The organism is Marinobacter sp. F3R11, from assembly GCF_003318275.1.
Taxonomy (GTDB): Bacteria; Pseudomonadota; Gammaproteobacteria; order Pseudomonadales; family Oleiphilaceae; genus Marinobacter.
In genome coordinates this window covers 93,281-108,943 of sequence record NZ_QOCH01000009.1, presented here as the reverse complement: position 1 = coordinate 108,943, position 15,663 = coordinate 93,281, and the positions used below count along the sequence as shown (strand labels likewise).

Genomic DNA, 15,663 nt, shown 5'->3' with positions numbered 1-15,663 from the left:
GTAACCTGATTACAGCAAAGGCGCGAGTAAGCGGACCGCCCGGCAGGTTAGCCGGAACAGGATGGAACGGCCCTGGTAGTCGTGTTCGGTCATCTTGCGGCAATGGGTGAGATCGTCTGAGAGCATGGAATCCACTTCGGAAACAAAGGATTCTGAGGTGTTTATCGCCATGATTTCAAAGTTGAGGCGCATCGAGCGGTTATCCAGGTTAGCGGTTCCCACGGCTGCATATCGATTGTCTACCAATAGAACCTTCTGGTGCATAAAGCCGGGCTGATACCTGTAGATTCCAATGCCTGCCTGGCTGGCCTGGACCAGGTAAGAATAGGCGGCGAGGCGGATGAGCCTGCTGTCCGATTTTTCCGGGATCATGATTCGCACGTCCACCCCCCGGAGAGCGGCAAGTTGCAGTGCATTTACGATCTGAAAGTCCGGTACAAAATACGGTGAAGCGATCCAGATGCGAGACTGTGCGTTATTAATGCAGTTCAGGAAAAACAGGGTGCAGGTTTCCCAGGTGTCTGCGGGGCCAGTGGGTAGCACGAGAACCTGCTCCTTGCCCGGCAGTTCATCGCCAGCGACCCAGTTCAGATCCGGAGATTCATTGCTGGCCCAGTTCCAGTCTTCCAGCCAGGCGAGCTGTAGCCCTGTAACCGCAGGGCCTTCAATCCGACAGTGAGTGTCCCGCCAGGGCTCCTGATCGATCGCGGTTCCCAGATACTCATCGCCCAGGTTTATGCCTCCCACAAAGCCGATCTTGCCGTCACAAACCAGCAGCTTTCTGTGGTTGCGGAAATTAATCTGGAACCGTCGGCGCCGGATGTTGCCATTGCCAAATGAGGCAACCCGGGCACCGGCACTGGAGAGTTCTGTCAGGTAGGTCCGGGGCAGACCGACGCTTCCTATTTCATCGTACAGAAACCAGACCTGCACACCTTGCGCGAGTTTATGTTCCAGAACGGTTTTGATGCGCTGGCCAATTTTGTCTGAGCGCACAATATAGAATTCAAGGAGAATGTAGGAGGTTGCATTCTCCATGGCAGTAATGAGAGCTTCAAAAGTCGCCTCACCATTGCGCAGCAGTGTGCAATGGTTACCTTCAGTAAAAGGTTGTCGTCCGAGTTTGCAGAGAACCTGTAGCTGTCTGTCCAGGTGTTCCTGCTCCGGGGCAGTGAGTGAGGTTGCCTGTTGCTCAAAGTGATTAAGTCGCTCGGTAAGTGACTGATCGCCCATACGCCGGGCTCTGACATAGCCTCCGAAGCGTGAACGGCCAAACACAAGAAACATGGGTACGGCGAGATAGGGCAAGCCCAGGAGGCCGATAATCCAGGCGATGGCGCCCTGGGTTGTGCGGTAGGTCAGCAAGATCCGGTAAATACAGGCTGCGGAGCCCAGATAGAACAAGCCAACAACCACGGCCAGCAATGAAGAATCGGGCATCATTGGTCGGCTTCCCGGGTCAGGTGTTGTGCTCGATATTGTGCCGGTGCCACGCCTGTCCAGCGTTTAAAAGCCCGGCTGAACGCACTCAGTTCAGAAAATCCGAGAAGAAATGCAATCTCCCCCAAAGCATAGTGGTCGGAAGCGACATAGCGCAGGGCCTTGTCTTTCCGTACCTGCTCAACAAGCTCATGGAAGCTCAGCCCCTCTTTTTTAAGCCTGCGATAAAGAGTCTGGCGGCTCATATGACACTGCCGGGCCAAAGTGTCGGCATCAATTTTATCCGTCGACATCTGCCGCGATATCAGCCTGCGGATTTTCCGGCTGAATGAACGCCGGGTCTGTAATCGCGCCAGTAACCCATTGACTTGTCGGAGAACGGCTGAATACACATAGGGATTCCGGTGAGGAATCGGATGGCTCAGGTGGCGGCTGTTGAATGCCAGCCTTGTCGATGCAGCTCCGAAGGTTACCGGGCCTTTAAGGAGAGTCTCATATTTGTCTGCATAATCAGGGCGCGGATGTGCAATTTCCGCCCAGTCAGCCTTTATGTCGGGATAAATAAAATGCCGGGTACGACACATGGCTGCGGCCAGGGTACGGTCCATATCCTGGCGGCAGTAGTGCTCTGGTGAGTCCGGTTGCCAGGTCAGAATGGCCTGTTCCGCAATCTGCTCAAAGCTGAGAATAACTGATTCATTGATTAACCTGTGCAGGCGCACATACTGGGTTACCGCTTCACCCAGGGTGTCGCAATTAAAGAAAACATGCCCGACAAGTCCCATGCGCTCCGGGTCAATAATCTGGCCAGCGTTCAGTCCCACCGCGGGATCCCCGGTCACCCGTTCTGCGAAATCCCACAGCCTGTAATGTACCTCCGCTGGCACACGCCTGTCCGGATCTTCCAGTGCAGGCATGTCCAGGCCGGTTAGCTGTTCTACGCGACGGCTGTCCAGAACCCCTTGGCGACTCAGATAATGAACCAGTGCCAGCGTGCTGGAGGCAGCAACGAAAGGAGTTGTTGTAGTGTCTGTAGGCGCAGTGGTCACATTATCCGTCTCATTAACCGGTTGTCATGAATGCTGATACAAAATGTCAAATGAGTGGGACAGTCTGTCAACGGGTTTTGTCAGTGCCAACGATAGCATCTAATAGTCGGATGAAAGTAATCGAAAGGCCAGCCGGGAGGCGTTTTATGGAACACGATATTTTTGTACCCCGTACCGAGCAAGAGCATGCAAACGTTATGGCACTTGCTGAATATCTGCGTGATATGTACTGCTGTTGAGTGTTCGGACGCTCGCTATGTGACCTTTAAACCGGGCCTGGCCCGGTCTTTTTTTACCCTGCGAAAATATATTCCTTTCTTGCTCATGTTGCTGGCAGTGTTAATGTATCGTCATCTAAATAATGGGATTTCTGACGGAGGCTAGCTGCCCATGAGCGTTAAACTGAACCATAGAATTACCGGAGATGGTTCCCCTTTGATCTTGCTGCACGGATTGTTCGGGTCTCTTGAGAATCTCGGCGGTGTAGCCCGGAAACTGCAGAACGAGTGGCAGATCCATGCACTGGATCAGCGCAATCATGGCAGCTCTCCCCACACTGACACCATGGATTACCCCTCTATGGCTGAGGATGTGGTTGCGTACATGGACGAGCAGGGGATCGACAAAGCCTGCCTGTTGGGGCATTCCATGGGCGGAAAAGTGGCTATGCAGGTTGCCTTGCAGGCGCCGGAGCGAGTCGAAAAGATCATTGTTGCTGACATTGCGCCGGTGTCGTACAAGCCTCGTCATGATGCCATTCTTGAAGGCCTGAAGCAGATCGATCTGACAAATGTACGCTCGCGTCGGGATGCGGATGTGCAGATGGCCAGGTTCGTGGATATGGAGGCTACAAGGCAGTTTTTGCTCAAGAACCTCGAACGAATTCCTCAACCGGAGCAATTGGAGGGTGGCCCGGTCTACCGGTGGCGTCTGAACCTGAAGGCAATCGAGGCCTGCTACGCTAACCTTGCCAGCGCGCCAGAAGCTGTAGCTCCATTCGAGGGGCCGGTTCTGTTTTTGAAAGGCGCCGATTCAGCCTACATTCAGGAAAAGCACAAAGATGAAATTCTCCGGCTGTTTCCGAATGCTCAGCTAAGCATCATTGACGGCACCGGGCACTGGTTGCACGCTGAGAAAACAGATGTGTTTGTAGAGCTGTGCCGACGCTTTCTGGAAGGCCGCGATACGGAAGGTACTCTGCAGGCTATTCCAGGTCCTGGAGAGCAGTAATGACAGACCAGTCCGTACAATGGGATCTGCCAGACCCTTTTATTCTTGATATTCAGGTTGTTGAGGATGATACGGATCGGTTGGGGCATGCCAATAATGTGGTTTACGTGCGCTGGCTTGAAGACATCAGCTGGGCCCACATAGAAAGTCTGGGTATGACCTGGGAGCTGCACGAGTTAACGGGCAAGGCGATGGCTATTACCCGCACGGAAGTCGACTACCTGGTAGCAGCCAATGCCGGAGATCATCTGATTATGGGAACCTGGCTTACCGGCTTTGATGGTCGCTTTCGCTCAGCGCGGCAGTTTCAGCTGGTACGTCCTGCAGACGGCAAGACACTGATGCGTGCAGTTTCAACCCACGCCTGTATTGACCTGAAAACCCAGCGCCCTTCCCGGGCCCCGAAAGAGTTTGCCGATATCATGAACGCGGCCACTGTTGCCGGAGGGAAAGGTCTGTAGCCCGTCTGAGTCACTATTAGTGCCAACTTCTGTTAATCTGAGGAGAGAATAAATACCCTGTCCCTGTCAGATATTACCAGCGCCATTTTTCGGAGATACCCATGGATACAATCATCAGTCAGCAGTCTGAATCTTCTATGAGAAAGGTGGTTTACCACGAGTTCGGAGAGCGTGATGTTCTGCAGGTAGTAAGCTCGGACATTCCATCTCCGCGAGAAGGCGAAGTGCTGATTCGCGTCCAGGGTGCAGGACTTAACCCTATTGACTGGAAAACCCGCAAAGGGTTTGGATTTGTGGCTCAGCAGATCGAAAGTTCAATGCCCTGGACACCTGGCTATGATGTTGCCGGGGAGGTCGTTGCCGTTGGTGATGGGGTAACTACCCTGGCTCCCGGGGACCGGGTTATGGGGATGATTGGCTTTCCACTGAATGGCGGAGGGTATTCTGAGTATGCCCTTGCTACGGCTGATGAGCTGGCCATCGTACCTGAAGAACTGGATCTCGTAACCGCCGGGGCGCTTCCTCTGGCGGCGCTCACCGCGTGGCAGGCACTGTTTGAAGTGGCCAAGCTTGAACCCGGGCAAAAGGTTCTGGTGCATGCAGGTGCGGGTGGTGTGGGGCATTTCGCAGTGCAGTTCGCTCTGGCCAGGGGAGCCCACGTTATTGCGACAGCTTCAGCGGGAAACAGGGATTTCCTTGCAGAGCTGGGTGTTCATGAAGTTATTGATTACCACACCACTGATATCGCTGATGAATGCTTCGGGTTGGATGTGATTCTGGATCTGGTCGGGGGGGATACGGGTAAACGATCCCTGCGTGCCCTCGGTGAGGGCGGCATGCTGGTTACTATTCCTACGATTACCGCCGACGAGATTGTCAGTGCTGCCGAGGCGCAGGGGTTAAGAGCGCATGGCATGACCGTACGCCCGGATGTGTTTCATCTGGACGAGATTGCCGAGCTGATTGAAGATGGTGATGTGAAGGTGCACATAGAGAAAGTTTTCAAACTGGACCAGGTTGCACAGGCCCACGAGCTTCTTGAAGGTGGGCATGTGCGAGGCAAGCTGGTTTTGGACTGCCGTTAAACTTCAGCTTTCGGGCATTGAGTCGTCTGCAGAGGGTTCTTTGCCCCGCGCAGATGGCTCAGTTGCCGTTCTGTTTTCCTTGTCTTTTCGCTCTTTGGGGTCCTGTGGCGGCACCAGGCTGATTAACATCCAGTCGTTGTCTGGTTTCAGGTCGTCCATGTTGCGCACTGGTTTGATACGGTTCTTGCTGTCGAATACAAACAGCACCAGAGCCTGTCCCTGATATTTATCGAGAAAATCCGCGTAGTTGAATTCTTCGCTGAGCTGAGTGGTTTTTATTGAATAGCCCTGGCTCGTGAGGCTGGCCAGCTTGGCGTAACTCACTCCGTCGAACAACCCTCGTGTCATCTGGATTTTTTCGGCAGTCTGATGGCGTGCCTTCTGATCCTGATCACCTTCCGCAAGACTGAATACGCTGTTGTCACCGAACCAGTCCAGAAAGTGGTAAGTGGCCAGCGAATTCATGTGTTTATAAGGCGAAATCACCAACAGGTTACCGATACCGGTGAGATCAAGATGGCTTGAGGCGTGCTCGGAAATCGGATTGCCGAAGTATACCTTCAGGTTATCCATTCTTGCCTGGCGCACGTTCTCCCAGTTGGTGTCTGCGAGGGTCACCGGAACTTCGTGCTTCTTGAGAGCCTGCCCTATCATCCGCGCAACCGCGTTGGCGCCGAGAATCAGGAAGCCATACTCTGCAGGCTCAGTGACTTTCAACAGTCGGGCCACTGGCCGGGCAGTGAGGCTTTGCAGAGTCACGGTGGCAATAATCAGCACAAACACCATGGGGACCAGTGCTGCAGCGCTTTCATAACCCAGCTTCTGTAACTGAAAAGCAAACAGTGCGGAAACCGCCGCGGCGACAATCCCTCTGGGAGCGATCCAGCTCAGGAAGAGTTTTTCCCGCCAGTTCAGATCGGTGCCGATAGCGGACAAAAACACACTGAGCGGGCGGGCAACCAGCATCAGAACCGCCAGAACCACTGCCAGCCCCCATCCCAGATCAGCGATCGCGGCAAACTCCACCCGGGCAGCCAGAATAATAAACAGCGCCGAGATCAGCAGGACACTCAGGGACTCCTTGAATTCAAGAATGCTCTCGACAGAGACCTGCTTCATGTTGGCCATCCAGATCCCCATAACCGTGACCGTGAGCAGGCCGGATTCATGGGCCATCTCATTGGAGAATGCATAAACCCCAAGCATGAAAGTGAGGGTGCCGGCATTGTGAAGGTATTGCGGGATCAGGTGTTTACGCAGCGCAAGACCATTCAGGTAACCGGCCAGGGCGCCGAGAGCGAAGCCAATCACCAGTGTTTTGCTGAAAATATACAGGGAGTGGCCGAACACATTGCCCTGACCCCAGGAGACGATGCCTTCGAATACCAGTACTGCAAGCAAGGCGCCTACCGGGTCAATGATGATGCCTTCCCAGCGCAGGATGTTGGCTATCTTGGCGCTGGGCCGAACCGAGCGCAGCAGTGGCGCAATAACCGTTGGCCCTGTCACGATGGAAATGGCGCCGAAGAGCATAGCGACTGCCCAGGAAATGTCGAGAACCCAGCGCGCAGCGAGCGTGCCGATAATGCCGGTGACTATCGAGCCCACGGGAATGAGGTTGCGAGCCATTTTGCTGTGGCCGCGAATTTCCTCAAATCGCAATGTCAGGCTGCCCTCAAACAGGATGATTGCAACGGCAAGAGAGACCATTGGGAACAGCAGGTCACCGAATACCTCGTCCGGGTTGAGATAGCCCAGTACGGGACCCACGAGAATCCCGCCAGCAAGCAGAAAAAGGATGGCGGGCACGCGCACGCGCCAGGCGAGCCACTGAAACGAAAGTGAGAGAATACCAATGCTGGCTAGAATCAGGACTGTACTGGCTGGCATAAAAGTCTGGAACCCATGTGGTTATTGGTTGACGCGTCGTGCAATGCGATTTAACAGTCGGGATGCTGCGAACAGGCCAAAGCTGGCGGTAACCGGGCAGGCTGCGCCAAAACCAGACGCACAGTCAAGCCGTGCGGGGCCTTCGGTCGCAGGCTTCTGCAGGCAGACCTCACCATCGCCGGCAGGATACGTGAGCTGTTCAGTTGAGTATACGGCCTCAATGCCAAAGCGTCGCTTGGGATTGCGGGAGAATCCATACTCCCGGCGCAGAAGGTTGCGAACCTTGGCGAGCAAAGGGTCCTGGGTTGTCTTGCTGAGATCTGCTACAAGTATTTTCGTCGGGTCTGTCTGGCCCCCCGCGCCTCCGGCGCAGATGACCGGGATCTTTCCGCGCTGGCAGTGTGCAATCAGAGCGGCTTTTGGCTTTACGCTGTCTATGGCGTCGATCACTCCGGACACCTCCGGTGTGATCAGATCCGTGAGGTTTTTCAGCGTAAGAAAACCGAAGTGAACCCGGATATCCGCGTGGGGGTTGATGGCTTTGAGGCGTTCCGCCATAGCGTCGGTTTTCGTGCGCCCGTACTGGCCCTCCAGGGCATGAAGCTGGCGATTGGTATTGGAGACACAGATATCATCCATATCAACCAGAGTAATGGTGCCAATACCGCTGCGAGCCAGAGCTTCGGCGGCCCATGAGCCAACTCCGCCCAGGCCGATAACGGCAATATGGGTGTCACGAAACGCGTGCAGGGCGCGGCGGCCGTACAACCGTTCTATACCGCCAAAGCGAAAAGCGTAATCGTCGGCGTTCATGCGGTCTCCGTTCAGATCCGGGCGCGAGCCGGAGAAAATCAAAGAGCGCAATTGTACCCTAGTGCCGGAGTAGACAGAAAATACTGTAAACAGCGCCGCTCATAGGTTACAGGGAGTTCCTAGTCTTCCAGATAGGTGTAGCCTTCAAGCCCGGCAGCCAGTTCTTCCAGCAAGGCTGTCTGTGCATCCTCCGACAGTTGGCTTGCTGCAAGTTTGTCGTGATATGCAGCCAGAAGGTTTTCTGGCTCAAAGTTCACATATCTGAGCACATTGGCAACCGTATCGCCGATAATCGGAGTGCTGGTGTCGAACCCCCCGGAATCATTCAGGCGCACATCTACCGAATGGGTATCTCCAAACAGATTGTGCATATCCCCCAGTATTTCCTGGTAAGCACCTGTCATGAAAAAGCCGATTAGCAGGGGCTCACCGGGTTTTTTCTCAGGCATCGGGAGGGTGGTTTCCGTGCCCTGACCGTCCACGTAGAGGTCAATCCGGCCATCGGAATCGCAGGTAATATCCTGAATTACTGTGCGTCGGCTGAGTGGCCGGTTGAGGCCGTTGATTGGCATGACAGGAAATATCTGGTCGATACCCCATACATCTGGCAGAGACTGAAACAGGGAGAAATTGACGAACAGCTTGGCAGCCAGCTTTTCATTCAGTTCGTCAATGATCTCGCGGTGGGCTCTGCTGTTTTTATCCAGCTGCTCCTGCAACAGGCGACAGCAGCGAATATAAAGTATTTCTGAATCTGCCCGCTCCTGCAGAGAGAGAGTGCCATGGGCAAACTGACCATGAATATCTGCCATGGCGTGTATTACATCGTGATAAATCTCCGCCAGTGAGCGTGGTGATTCAGGGTCTTTCAGGCTTTCCAGGTCGCGCCACAGATCCTGCAAGGGAGCCGGTGCTTCCGGCTCAGGGCGTGAGGCCGTCCGGTCTTCCGGCTCTTCATGATCAATCACGTTGGTAACCAGTACCGAATGGTGTGCTGTCAGTGCCCGTCCGGACTCACTGATAAGATCGGGATGAGGAAGGCCGTGGCGATCACACTCGGCTTGCAGCACATGCACGACGTTGTAGGCGTATTCATGCATGCTGTAGTTCATCGAGCAGGCACTGCGTGAACGGGTGCCTTCATAATCAACGCCCAGCCCACCGCCAATATCCACGGTGTTTACCGGTGCGCCCATCTCCCGGAGTTCACTGTAGAAACGTGCGCATTCCCGCAGGCCTGTCTGGATATCACGAATGTTTGCGATCTGGGATCCCAGGTGAAAGTGTAGAAGCTGCAGGGTATCCAGAGCGCCGGCTTTACGCAGGGTATCAACCACGTCGAGTACCTGACTGGCAGACAAGCCAAACTTGGATTTTTCACCGCCGGTGTTTTGCCAGTTTCCCTTTCCGATCGTGGCCAGGCGCACCCGCACACCGACAAGCGGAGAAACCTTGAGCTTTCTGGCCTCATCAAGAATAAGGGGCAGTTCAGACTGCTTCTCCACCACAATAAATACCCGGTACCCCAGCTTCTGTCCGATCAGCGCCAGGCGAATGTACTCACGGTCTTTGTAGCCGTTGCATACGATAACGGAGCCAGGCTGTTTTGACAGTGCAAGCACCGCCATCAGCTCCGGCTTGCTGCCAGCCTCCAGACCAATCTGCCCGTTACTCGCAGCCGGCTCAGCAGCGACCAGTTCCTCAACTACCCGTCGCTGCTGGTTGACCTTGATTGGATAAACGGCGGTGTAGCGGCCTTCATAGCCTTGCTCTGTGGCAACCTTGTTGAAGGCGTTGCACAATTTATTCACCCGGTCGTGAAGAATATCTGTAAAGCGGATAAGTACTGGTAGCTGGAGGCCGGAATTGACCAGTGAGCGGGTGAGTTCCGGCAGGTTGATCTCTGCCTGGCTCTTGCCGCGGTTTGGCCGGATTACAACTTCACCTTCAGGATTGACGCCTATATAGCCGTCACTCCAGTGGGCAATGTTGTACACCTTGTGAGCCGGGGAGGCGCTGGTCGTGCTCATGGCTGCTATCCTTCCGAGAAAAACAGGGCCGGTCGGGCCTGCTGAATGGCTGGTATTGTAGGGCCTGGCCCTTGTGCCATAAAGCCTCCGCTGCTGTTAATCTGATGAGTAACACGGCTAAACCCTGACAATTACCAACTAATACTTTGGCTGGCTGCTTCGCACCCCTACAATACGCATTTCGGACATAGCACCCAGGTTTCTCAGGAGAGCACCATGACCACGCTGAACAACAACTGGTTTACCGAGATATTTCAGAATCAGGGAACCGCATTCTCACTGCAGGTGAAACAGAAACTGCATGAAGAGCAGACTCAGTTTCAGAAGCTGGAAATCTATGAAACCGAAACCTTTGGCAATCTGATGGTGCTGGACGGGTGTGTAATGCTTACCAGCCGCGACAACTTTCTCTATCACGAGATGATGACTCACCCGGCCCTGTTTACCCACAAAAAACCGAAAAAAGTTGTGATCGTTGGTGGGGGGGATTGCGGCACCCTGAAAGAAGTTCTGAAACACCCGGATGTGGAAGAGGCCTGGCAGGTTGAAATTGACGAGCGCGTTACCCGCACATCCGAGGAATACTTCCCTGAACTGTGTGAATCCAACGATGACCCAAGGGCCAACTTCTTCTTTGGCGATGGCATACAGTGGATGCGGGAAGTGGACCCCGGCAGTATCGATATCCTCATTATTGACAGCACCGACCCGGTCGGCCCCGCAGAAGGCCTGTTTGCTCTGGATTTCTATCGTGATGCCATGCTGGCCCTGGGTGAGGGCGGCATCATTGTGCAGCAGAGCGAATCGCCGCTGCTGCATACCGATACCATCATAAAAGATATTCACAGCGACATGCGCAAAGCTGGCTTCAGTCACATTCAGACTTTGCCGTTCCCTCAGCCCGTATACCCCACCGGCTGGTGGAGTTGCACCATGGCCAGTAAAGACAACCCGCTGAAGTATTTCCGTGAAGATGATGTGAACAACCGTCCGTTTGTAACCCGCTACTACAACTCCGGAATTCACCATGGCGCTCTGGCTATGCCTCAGTTCATGATTGATGCCCTGGAAGATGAAGTGCGGCCTACAGAAGGCTGATTTAGGGGCTCCCCGACCCTCCAGATCTGCGATATCGTCAGTTGGTCCGGGTCGGACGGGTACGCTCTGCCAGCACCTTCATGGGAGTGGTTAAAGTGATAGAGCGAAACGAATCCTGTATGACGCCTCAACAGGCGCTTGCGCAAACCCTGGACAATTGTCAGCCCGATACACTGCTGGTATGCGGCACACTGCCGGTCCGTCTGGGCCGTGCCTGGCATAAACAGCATCCGGACAGGCACTACACCGAACTATTGCTCTCAGAGTCCCAGAATGGTTTGCCGTTGTCCCATACCTACGACCTGGCTCTGATTGAGGGCGCTCTTGAGCAATTGAGTTTTGCGGAAGGTACTCTGTTGCTCGGCCAGCTACGCAATTTTGGCACGCACCGGATAGCCGTGATTATGACCGACGATTCGGATTGGCAACTGAGTGATCTTCTTGGCCTGGGCTTCCAGCGCCAGGCGTATCTGGAGGGGACTCCAGCGCGTACTCTGTATACCTACAACATCGATAGTTACAACCGGCGACGAGACTGGAATAACCCCCGGTTCTGGGCTAACCCGGAAATGTGGGACAAGGCACGCTGGTAAGCGATAGCCTGAGATGACCCCGGCCCCGTGCAGCCGGATTGACTCGGGCACCTATTCCACCACCCAGACCCTCTCCAGTGCCAGTTCGTCCGGGTCAAACTGGTACACACTGATACCACCGCCAGACTGGTGCCCCATCGCGAGAATGCCTGCCTCGGGCGACGTGGCGATGGCGGTGTTGCGGGAGTATTGGCTGCCGTAGGTGACCAGTTTTGGGGATTCTCCCAGATCAAAATACTTCACAGGCCAGGGGCTGCCGGTTTTGAACAGAGCCGCCATGTGGCTGTTGTTGCCAAAGCGGAGGTAATACTCGCTGTTGTGGATGAAGGCGACGGCGATGGTGAAGTCGTTTAGACCTGGGGGGGCTTTGATTAGCTCACTGTTGTCCCAGTTTCGGGGGTCACCGGTTTCATAAGGCGAGTCATCAAGGTAAATGCCGCCGTAGTATGATGCCAGCCGGTGTCGGATTTTTGGTTGGCTGGTGTTCCAGAATAGCCCTATTCCTGCCTCATCTGCACTGACTACCCACTGCCCATCCGGACTGATGGTAGCGTGGGTTTTGGAAGAGTTGCCGCGTAGCTTTGCAACGGGCTGTTTTGTTTCAGCATCCCAGAGTGTGACGCCACCATATTTTGAAAACCTCTGGCTGTTGTTCAGCGGCGAAGACTTAGAAATCGCCGAATGGTCATCATCGAATCCGGCCGTCAGAAAGAAAGTAATGTTTCGGTCCATGGAAAGGTTGAGCAGCTTGCCGGCGCTGATAAAACCGGGGACGACACCATCGTTGAGAACAGGGTGTTTCGTATCACCATAACCGGAAAATACATTCCAGTTCTCATCCGCAGACAAGTAGGTTTTAAGGTCGCTACTGATAACGTGACCGTAGGTTGGGAAGTGTTTGAACTGTCTCAATACTTCACCATCTGTGGTCTGGACGGTAACGACATTGTCCGTATCTTGCCATAAAAACGCAGTTGTGCCCGGCACAAAATTGGCACTGTAGAGGTTGGCTTTACTGGATAGTGTGCTCCATTTCTTCTCATGTAGATCCCAGAGAATAAGGTTGTTATTCCTGTGGGCGCTGATGATGTAGCGGCCAGACTCGGATACACCCATGGACATAATGGGGGCGGCCCAGACTCTCTGAAGGACAAAATTCAGTAGTATGCTGAAGATTATGAAAGCACCAAAGATCGTACCAATCCAGTACATTTTTTTGTGTTTAGTACTGACCAAAGCCTTCTCCTTCGCTAATGATACGACGCATGATTGCTGTTTCATATGAACGCTTGAACACTTCCTCGCTGGGAATCCGCATCCCTGAGTGGCTTGAAAGCCATTGGCTTTGGTCGACTGGGATAAAACTACCGTTATTCATAGACTCATAAAGGAACCTGTCGAACTCTATTCCTTGCTCATCAGTTATTTTCTTAAACCCCACATATCCCAACGCAGGCCGCGGCGCTTGTTCCGGAAACCAGTTATTCACCGCCAGTTTTTTCAAGCGCAAAACATAATCCCTGGCCACCTGGGGGCTGATGCTGGCCCGGTGGTTCAGAGGGGCGAGCAATGTATATTCGGGCGGTCTTTCACCCTTGCGCAGGCAATCGATACAAGGCTGCCACAAAGCGTCAGCTTCGGTAAGGATGTCTTTTTCTAACCTTGCCCAGTTTTCCTTTACCTTATTTTTCAGGCGGAAATATGGAACCTCGGATGGAGGCCTGTGAGCGATCATCCGGGGAGCGGGCGGCCGGGCCTCGAATGTAAGCGGTAGGTAGTTTTTGTACAGCTTTTCTATAGCCGGTCCAAATCCATTGTCGAGAAAGCTCGGGAAGGTCCACCATTTTTTATCATAAGCGCCCCGTAACTTGCCAAGTATTTCATCCATGGGGTCGTCTGCGGTTGCCAGGCCCCATGCTTCAGCCACCGCCCAGGATGCCGGCGATAGAAGTCTCCACCACCAATCATTACTTTCGTTACTGTCAGGCCCGAGAATACCGTCGCCACGGGAGTGCAGTACAACGATTTTTCGGGCTGTTTTGTGGGCGGATGGGAATACACCAAGACCCAGGGGGTGCACGTCGCGGTTGCTGTCGTTGGTGAGAGCATTGTCGGCTACTGCGGGTTGCCAGAGAAACAGGTGGTCGACCATATTGGGTTTCCCGACAGTGCCAAGAATATTCAGAGCGGTAAGCGCCACCCGTGCTCCGAGGGAATGAGATATCAGGTTGATGGCGATACCTGCACCTGCCAACTGTTGCAATAGGGGCGCCAGGCGCCGTCCGGCTGCCATTGCATTGAGTTCCGCCTGCATGAAATCAGTGGCGCCCGTATTCCCGGGCCAGGAAATATTTATGATGCGGCTATAGGGCATCCAGTTTTCGCCATCGAAACCCGCTGCACGGTTTAACCGGTACTCCATATGGACCGCCCAGTTATGGGCTCCGGCACCATTCAGATACTCGTCATTCACCGTTTGCGGATCTTGCCAGACTGTTGCCTTGCTGGAATGCCAGCCAAGTTTTCCCCATTCTCCGTGGGGAACGTTGTAGCCGTGTATAAAGACGAGGGCGTTGTTGCCGTTTGCCCGGAAATAATCCAGTTGTTCGTTCGTTAGCAAGTCGGTCGAAGCGGGAGTCTCTTCCCGTAAGTCAATGACCACTGGAGGCGGAAGGTGTATCGCCGTTGCCTTACGCTCGCCCTGAATAACAGTCAGCTCTACGCCTTCACTGAGGGCCTCGCCGGGAGCAAAGCGGCGCTGTTCGCTCACGGTATCGAACCCGATTAAATGTTCGCCTTCCGGCTCTGCAGGCCAGTGCCATTTCGCTTTGCCTGTAACGAGTTGGGCGAAGCGGGCCTCTGCATTTTCGGGAGTATGTTCTGTGCCCTTTTGTATTTCGGCTGTTACAAATTTACCGCTCTCATCCTTGATACTACCGGCATTAATAAAAGCCCTGGGCCGCCCGAGGTTGTCACAGCGGCGCAATAGCACGCTTGCGGTTTCGTGTTTGCACGTTGGCGCACCATGGGCCCCCAGAGGAGCGGTGCTGGGTGAAAAGGGCAGGTTGCTTGTGGCTGTCATCAGGTTCCCTCCTGTGAGTCCGATAGTGTAGCAATCGCGTCCAGTGTGTCCGACCAGCAGTCTCCTTGTCTGGCTGTACGTATGGTGGTGAGCTCCTCGTCGCTCAGTGCTTGGGTAAAGCCCCGGGATATCAGTAATTCGCTTCCCTCTACCAGGCCTTGCTCACTCGGTGCGCCGAGTGCTTCCAGTTGCCGGAACCAGGAAAAAACAGTGTGGGCATCCAGCCCATTATTATTTGCCAGAGCTTCGGCCAGCAAATTGCGGCGATAGGCTTCTACGGATAAGAGATTTTCCTGTGTCAGCTCAAGAGGCAGATTGCGTTGCTTTTGCAGTTTGTCCTGAGGTACTGAGGGCTGCTCTCTTGTGAGCGTCCAGCTGGTACCAGCATAGTGCCCGCGGATTGCTGTTAGCGGGCCGAGAATCCGTTCACGCTGGTGAGGTGATAGCGATTCTGCAAGGCTGCCGAGTGCGGCCGGGTCTGCGTAACGGAAAAGGCTGTCTCCATTGGGAGTGCTCACGGTATTCAGGCTGACAAAATGGTCCCGTATTTCCTCCAGCGCCAGTGTTTTTCCATGCACTGCCAGCGCTTTGCCTTCGGTCACCCAGTCTTGAAGCCATTTTTCACTCCAGGCGGTGGTGGGCTGGATAATCACGGGCCCGTCGCAGGCCTGCTCCCGGTATTCCGAATGAATATACGGTAAGTCGTAAACCGGGATGGGGTCGTGCTCAAACAGCCGGCGCAAAGTGTCGGGATGTTTCGCCTGATCAATCAGATACCCGCAGGTATCTTCACCCGGCGAATTTGAGTGATGGTGAAATACAATGGGAGTCTGAGCCTCCGGGCTCACGGCTGGGAAATCCTTCATGGCTGCCTTCATCTATCCTTAGATGA

At 54.2% G+C, this 15,663-nt stretch carries 13 protein-coding genes; 5 read left to right on the top strand and 8 right to left on the bottom strand.

Annotated elements, in window-relative coordinates; all coding sequences use genetic code 11:
- Window positions 1-9 precede the first annotated feature (9 nt).
- Both cls and DS878_RS03245 read right to left on the bottom strand, forming a co-directional pair.
- On the bottom strand, window positions 10-1,440 hold the full coding sequence (gene cls, locus DS878_RS03250) for a cardiolipin synthase (RefSeq protein WP_113814660.1): 1,431 nt from the start codon (window positions 1,438-1,440) through the stop codon (window positions 10-12).
- A complete protein-coding gene (locus DS878_RS03245) occupies window positions 1,440-2,489 on the bottom strand; it encodes an AraC family transcriptional regulator (protein ID WP_113814505.1) in 1,050 nt (349 codons plus the stop codon). Before DS878_RS03245 ends, cls begins: the two co-directional genes overlap by 1 nt.
- Window positions 2,490-2,879: 390 nt before the next feature.
- On the opposite strand from DS878_RS03245, the gene DS878_RS03240 reads away from it, so the two are divergent.
- The 3 genes from DS878_RS03240 (at window position 2,880) to DS878_RS03230 (ending at window position 5,265) form a co-directional block, all read left to right on the top strand.
- Window positions 2,880-3,719: an alpha/beta fold hydrolase gene (locus DS878_RS03240; protein ID WP_113814504.1), complete on the top strand. Its 840-nt coding sequence runs from the start codon at window positions 2,880-2,882 to the stop codon at window positions 3,717-3,719.
- On the top strand, window positions 3,719-4,180 hold the full coding sequence (locus tag DS878_RS03235; protein ID WP_113814503.1) for an acyl-CoA thioesterase: 462 nt from the start codon (window positions 3,719-3,721) through the stop codon (window positions 4,178-4,180). The genes DS878_RS03240 and DS878_RS03235 overlap by 1 nt, the downstream gene beginning before the upstream one ends.
- Window positions 4,181-4,281: 101 nt before the next feature.
- Window positions 4,282-5,265 (top strand): NADP-dependent oxidoreductase, encoded by a 984-nt coding sequence (locus tag DS878_RS03230; RefSeq protein WP_113814502.1) that lies wholly within the window; start codon window positions 4,282-4,284, stop codon window positions 5,263-5,265.
- 3 nt (window positions 5,266-5,268) lie between these two features.
- Here the strand turns inward: DS878_RS03230 and DS878_RS03225 are convergent, their stop codons facing one another.
- From DS878_RS03225 to speA, 3 genes are all read right to left on the bottom strand, one after another.
- Window positions 5,269-7,155, bottom strand: a complete 1,887-nt coding sequence (locus DS878_RS03225) for a cation:proton antiporter (RefSeq protein ID WP_113814501.1) — start codon at window positions 7,153-7,155, stop codon at window positions 5,269-5,271.
- 21 nt (window positions 7,156-7,176) lie between these two features.
- Entirely contained in the window at window positions 7,177-7,968 is a 792-nt protein-coding gene (gene tcdA / locus DS878_RS03220; RefSeq protein ID WP_187298719.1) for a tRNA cyclic N6-threonylcarbamoyladenosine(37) synthase TcdA, read from the bottom strand.
- A 119-nt stretch (window positions 7,969-8,087) separates the two neighbouring features.
- Window positions 8,088-9,998: a biosynthetic arginine decarboxylase gene (gene speA, locus DS878_RS03215; RefSeq protein ID WP_113814500.1), complete on the bottom strand. Its 1,911-nt coding sequence runs from the start codon at window positions 9,996-9,998 to the stop codon at window positions 8,088-8,090.
- Between the two features lie 216 nt (window positions 9,999-10,214).
- On the opposite strand from speA, the gene speE reads away from it, so the two are divergent.
- Together speE and DS878_RS03205 are read left to right on the top strand one after the other, a co-directional pair.
- Complete coding sequence (gene speE, locus DS878_RS03210; protein WP_113814499.1) at window positions 10,215-11,096, top strand: polyamine aminopropyltransferase; 882 nt, start codon at window positions 10,215-10,217, stop codon at window positions 11,094-11,096.
- A 95-nt stretch (window positions 11,097-11,191) separates the two neighbouring features.
- Entirely contained in the window at window positions 11,192-11,689 is a 498-nt protein-coding gene (locus tag DS878_RS03205) for a DUF6231 family protein (protein WP_261977571.1), read from the top strand.
- A gap of 51 nt (window positions 11,690-11,740) precedes the next feature.
- Here DS878_RS03205 and DS878_RS03200 read toward each other — a convergent pair whose 3' ends face one another.
- Genes DS878_RS03200 through DS878_RS03190 form a run of 3 tightly spaced genes read right to left on the bottom strand, consistent with a single transcriptional unit; the run spans window position 11,741 to window position 15,637 of the window.
- Window positions 11,741-12,925, bottom strand: a complete 1,185-nt coding sequence (locus DS878_RS03200; protein ID WP_261977570.1) for a WD40 repeat domain-containing protein — start codon at window positions 12,923-12,925, stop codon at window positions 11,741-11,743.
- Entirely contained in the window at window positions 12,912-14,771 is a 1,860-nt protein-coding gene (locus DS878_RS03195) for an alpha/beta hydrolase (RefSeq protein WP_113814497.1), read from the bottom strand. Before DS878_RS03195 ends, DS878_RS03200 begins: the two co-directional genes overlap by 14 nt.
- Entirely contained in the window at window positions 14,771-15,637 is an 867-nt protein-coding gene (locus DS878_RS03190) for a DUF4123 domain-containing protein (RefSeq protein WP_187298718.1), read from the bottom strand. Before DS878_RS03190 ends, DS878_RS03195 begins: the two co-directional genes overlap by 1 nt.
- Window positions 15,638-15,663 lie beyond the last annotated feature (26 nt).

Bases quoted from the DNA above. Each gene is read 5' to 3' on its own strand.
- cls (WP_113814660.1), bottom strand. From the start codon at position 1,440: ATGCCCGATTCTTCATTGCTGGCCGTGGTTGTTGGCTTGTTCTATCTG.
- DS878_RS03240 (WP_113814504.1), top strand. From the start codon at position 2,880: ATGAGCGTTAAACTGAACCATAGAATTACCGGAGATGGTTCCCCTTTG.
- DS878_RS03235 (WP_113814503.1), top strand. From the start codon at position 3,719: ATGACAGACCAGTCCGTACAATGGGATCTGCCAGACCCTTTTATTCTT.
- DS878_RS03230 (WP_113814502.1), top strand. From the start codon at position 4,282: ATGGATACAATCATCAGTCAGCAGTCTGAATCTTCTATGAGAAAGGTG.
- DS878_RS03225 (WP_113814501.1), bottom strand. From the start codon at position 7,155: ATGCCAGCCAGTACAGTCCTGATTCTAGCCAGCATTGGTATTCTCTCA.
- tcdA (WP_187298719.1), bottom strand. From the start codon at position 7,968: ATGAACGCCGACGATTACGCTTTTCGCTTTGGCGGTATAGAACGGTTG.
- speA (WP_113814500.1), bottom strand. From the start codon at position 9,998: ATGAGCACGACCAGCGCCTCCCCGGCTCACAAGGTGTACAACATTGCC.
- speE (WP_113814499.1), top strand. From the start codon at position 10,215: ATGACCACGCTGAACAACAACTGGTTTACCGAGATATTTCAGAATCAG.
- DS878_RS03195 (WP_113814497.1), bottom strand. From the start codon at position 14,771: ATGACAGCCACAAGCAACCTGCCCTTTTCACCCAGCACCGCTCCTCTG.
- DS878_RS03190 (WP_187298718.1), bottom strand. From the start codon at position 15,637: ATGAAGGATTTCCCAGCCGTGAGCCCGGAGGCTCAGACTCCCATTGTA.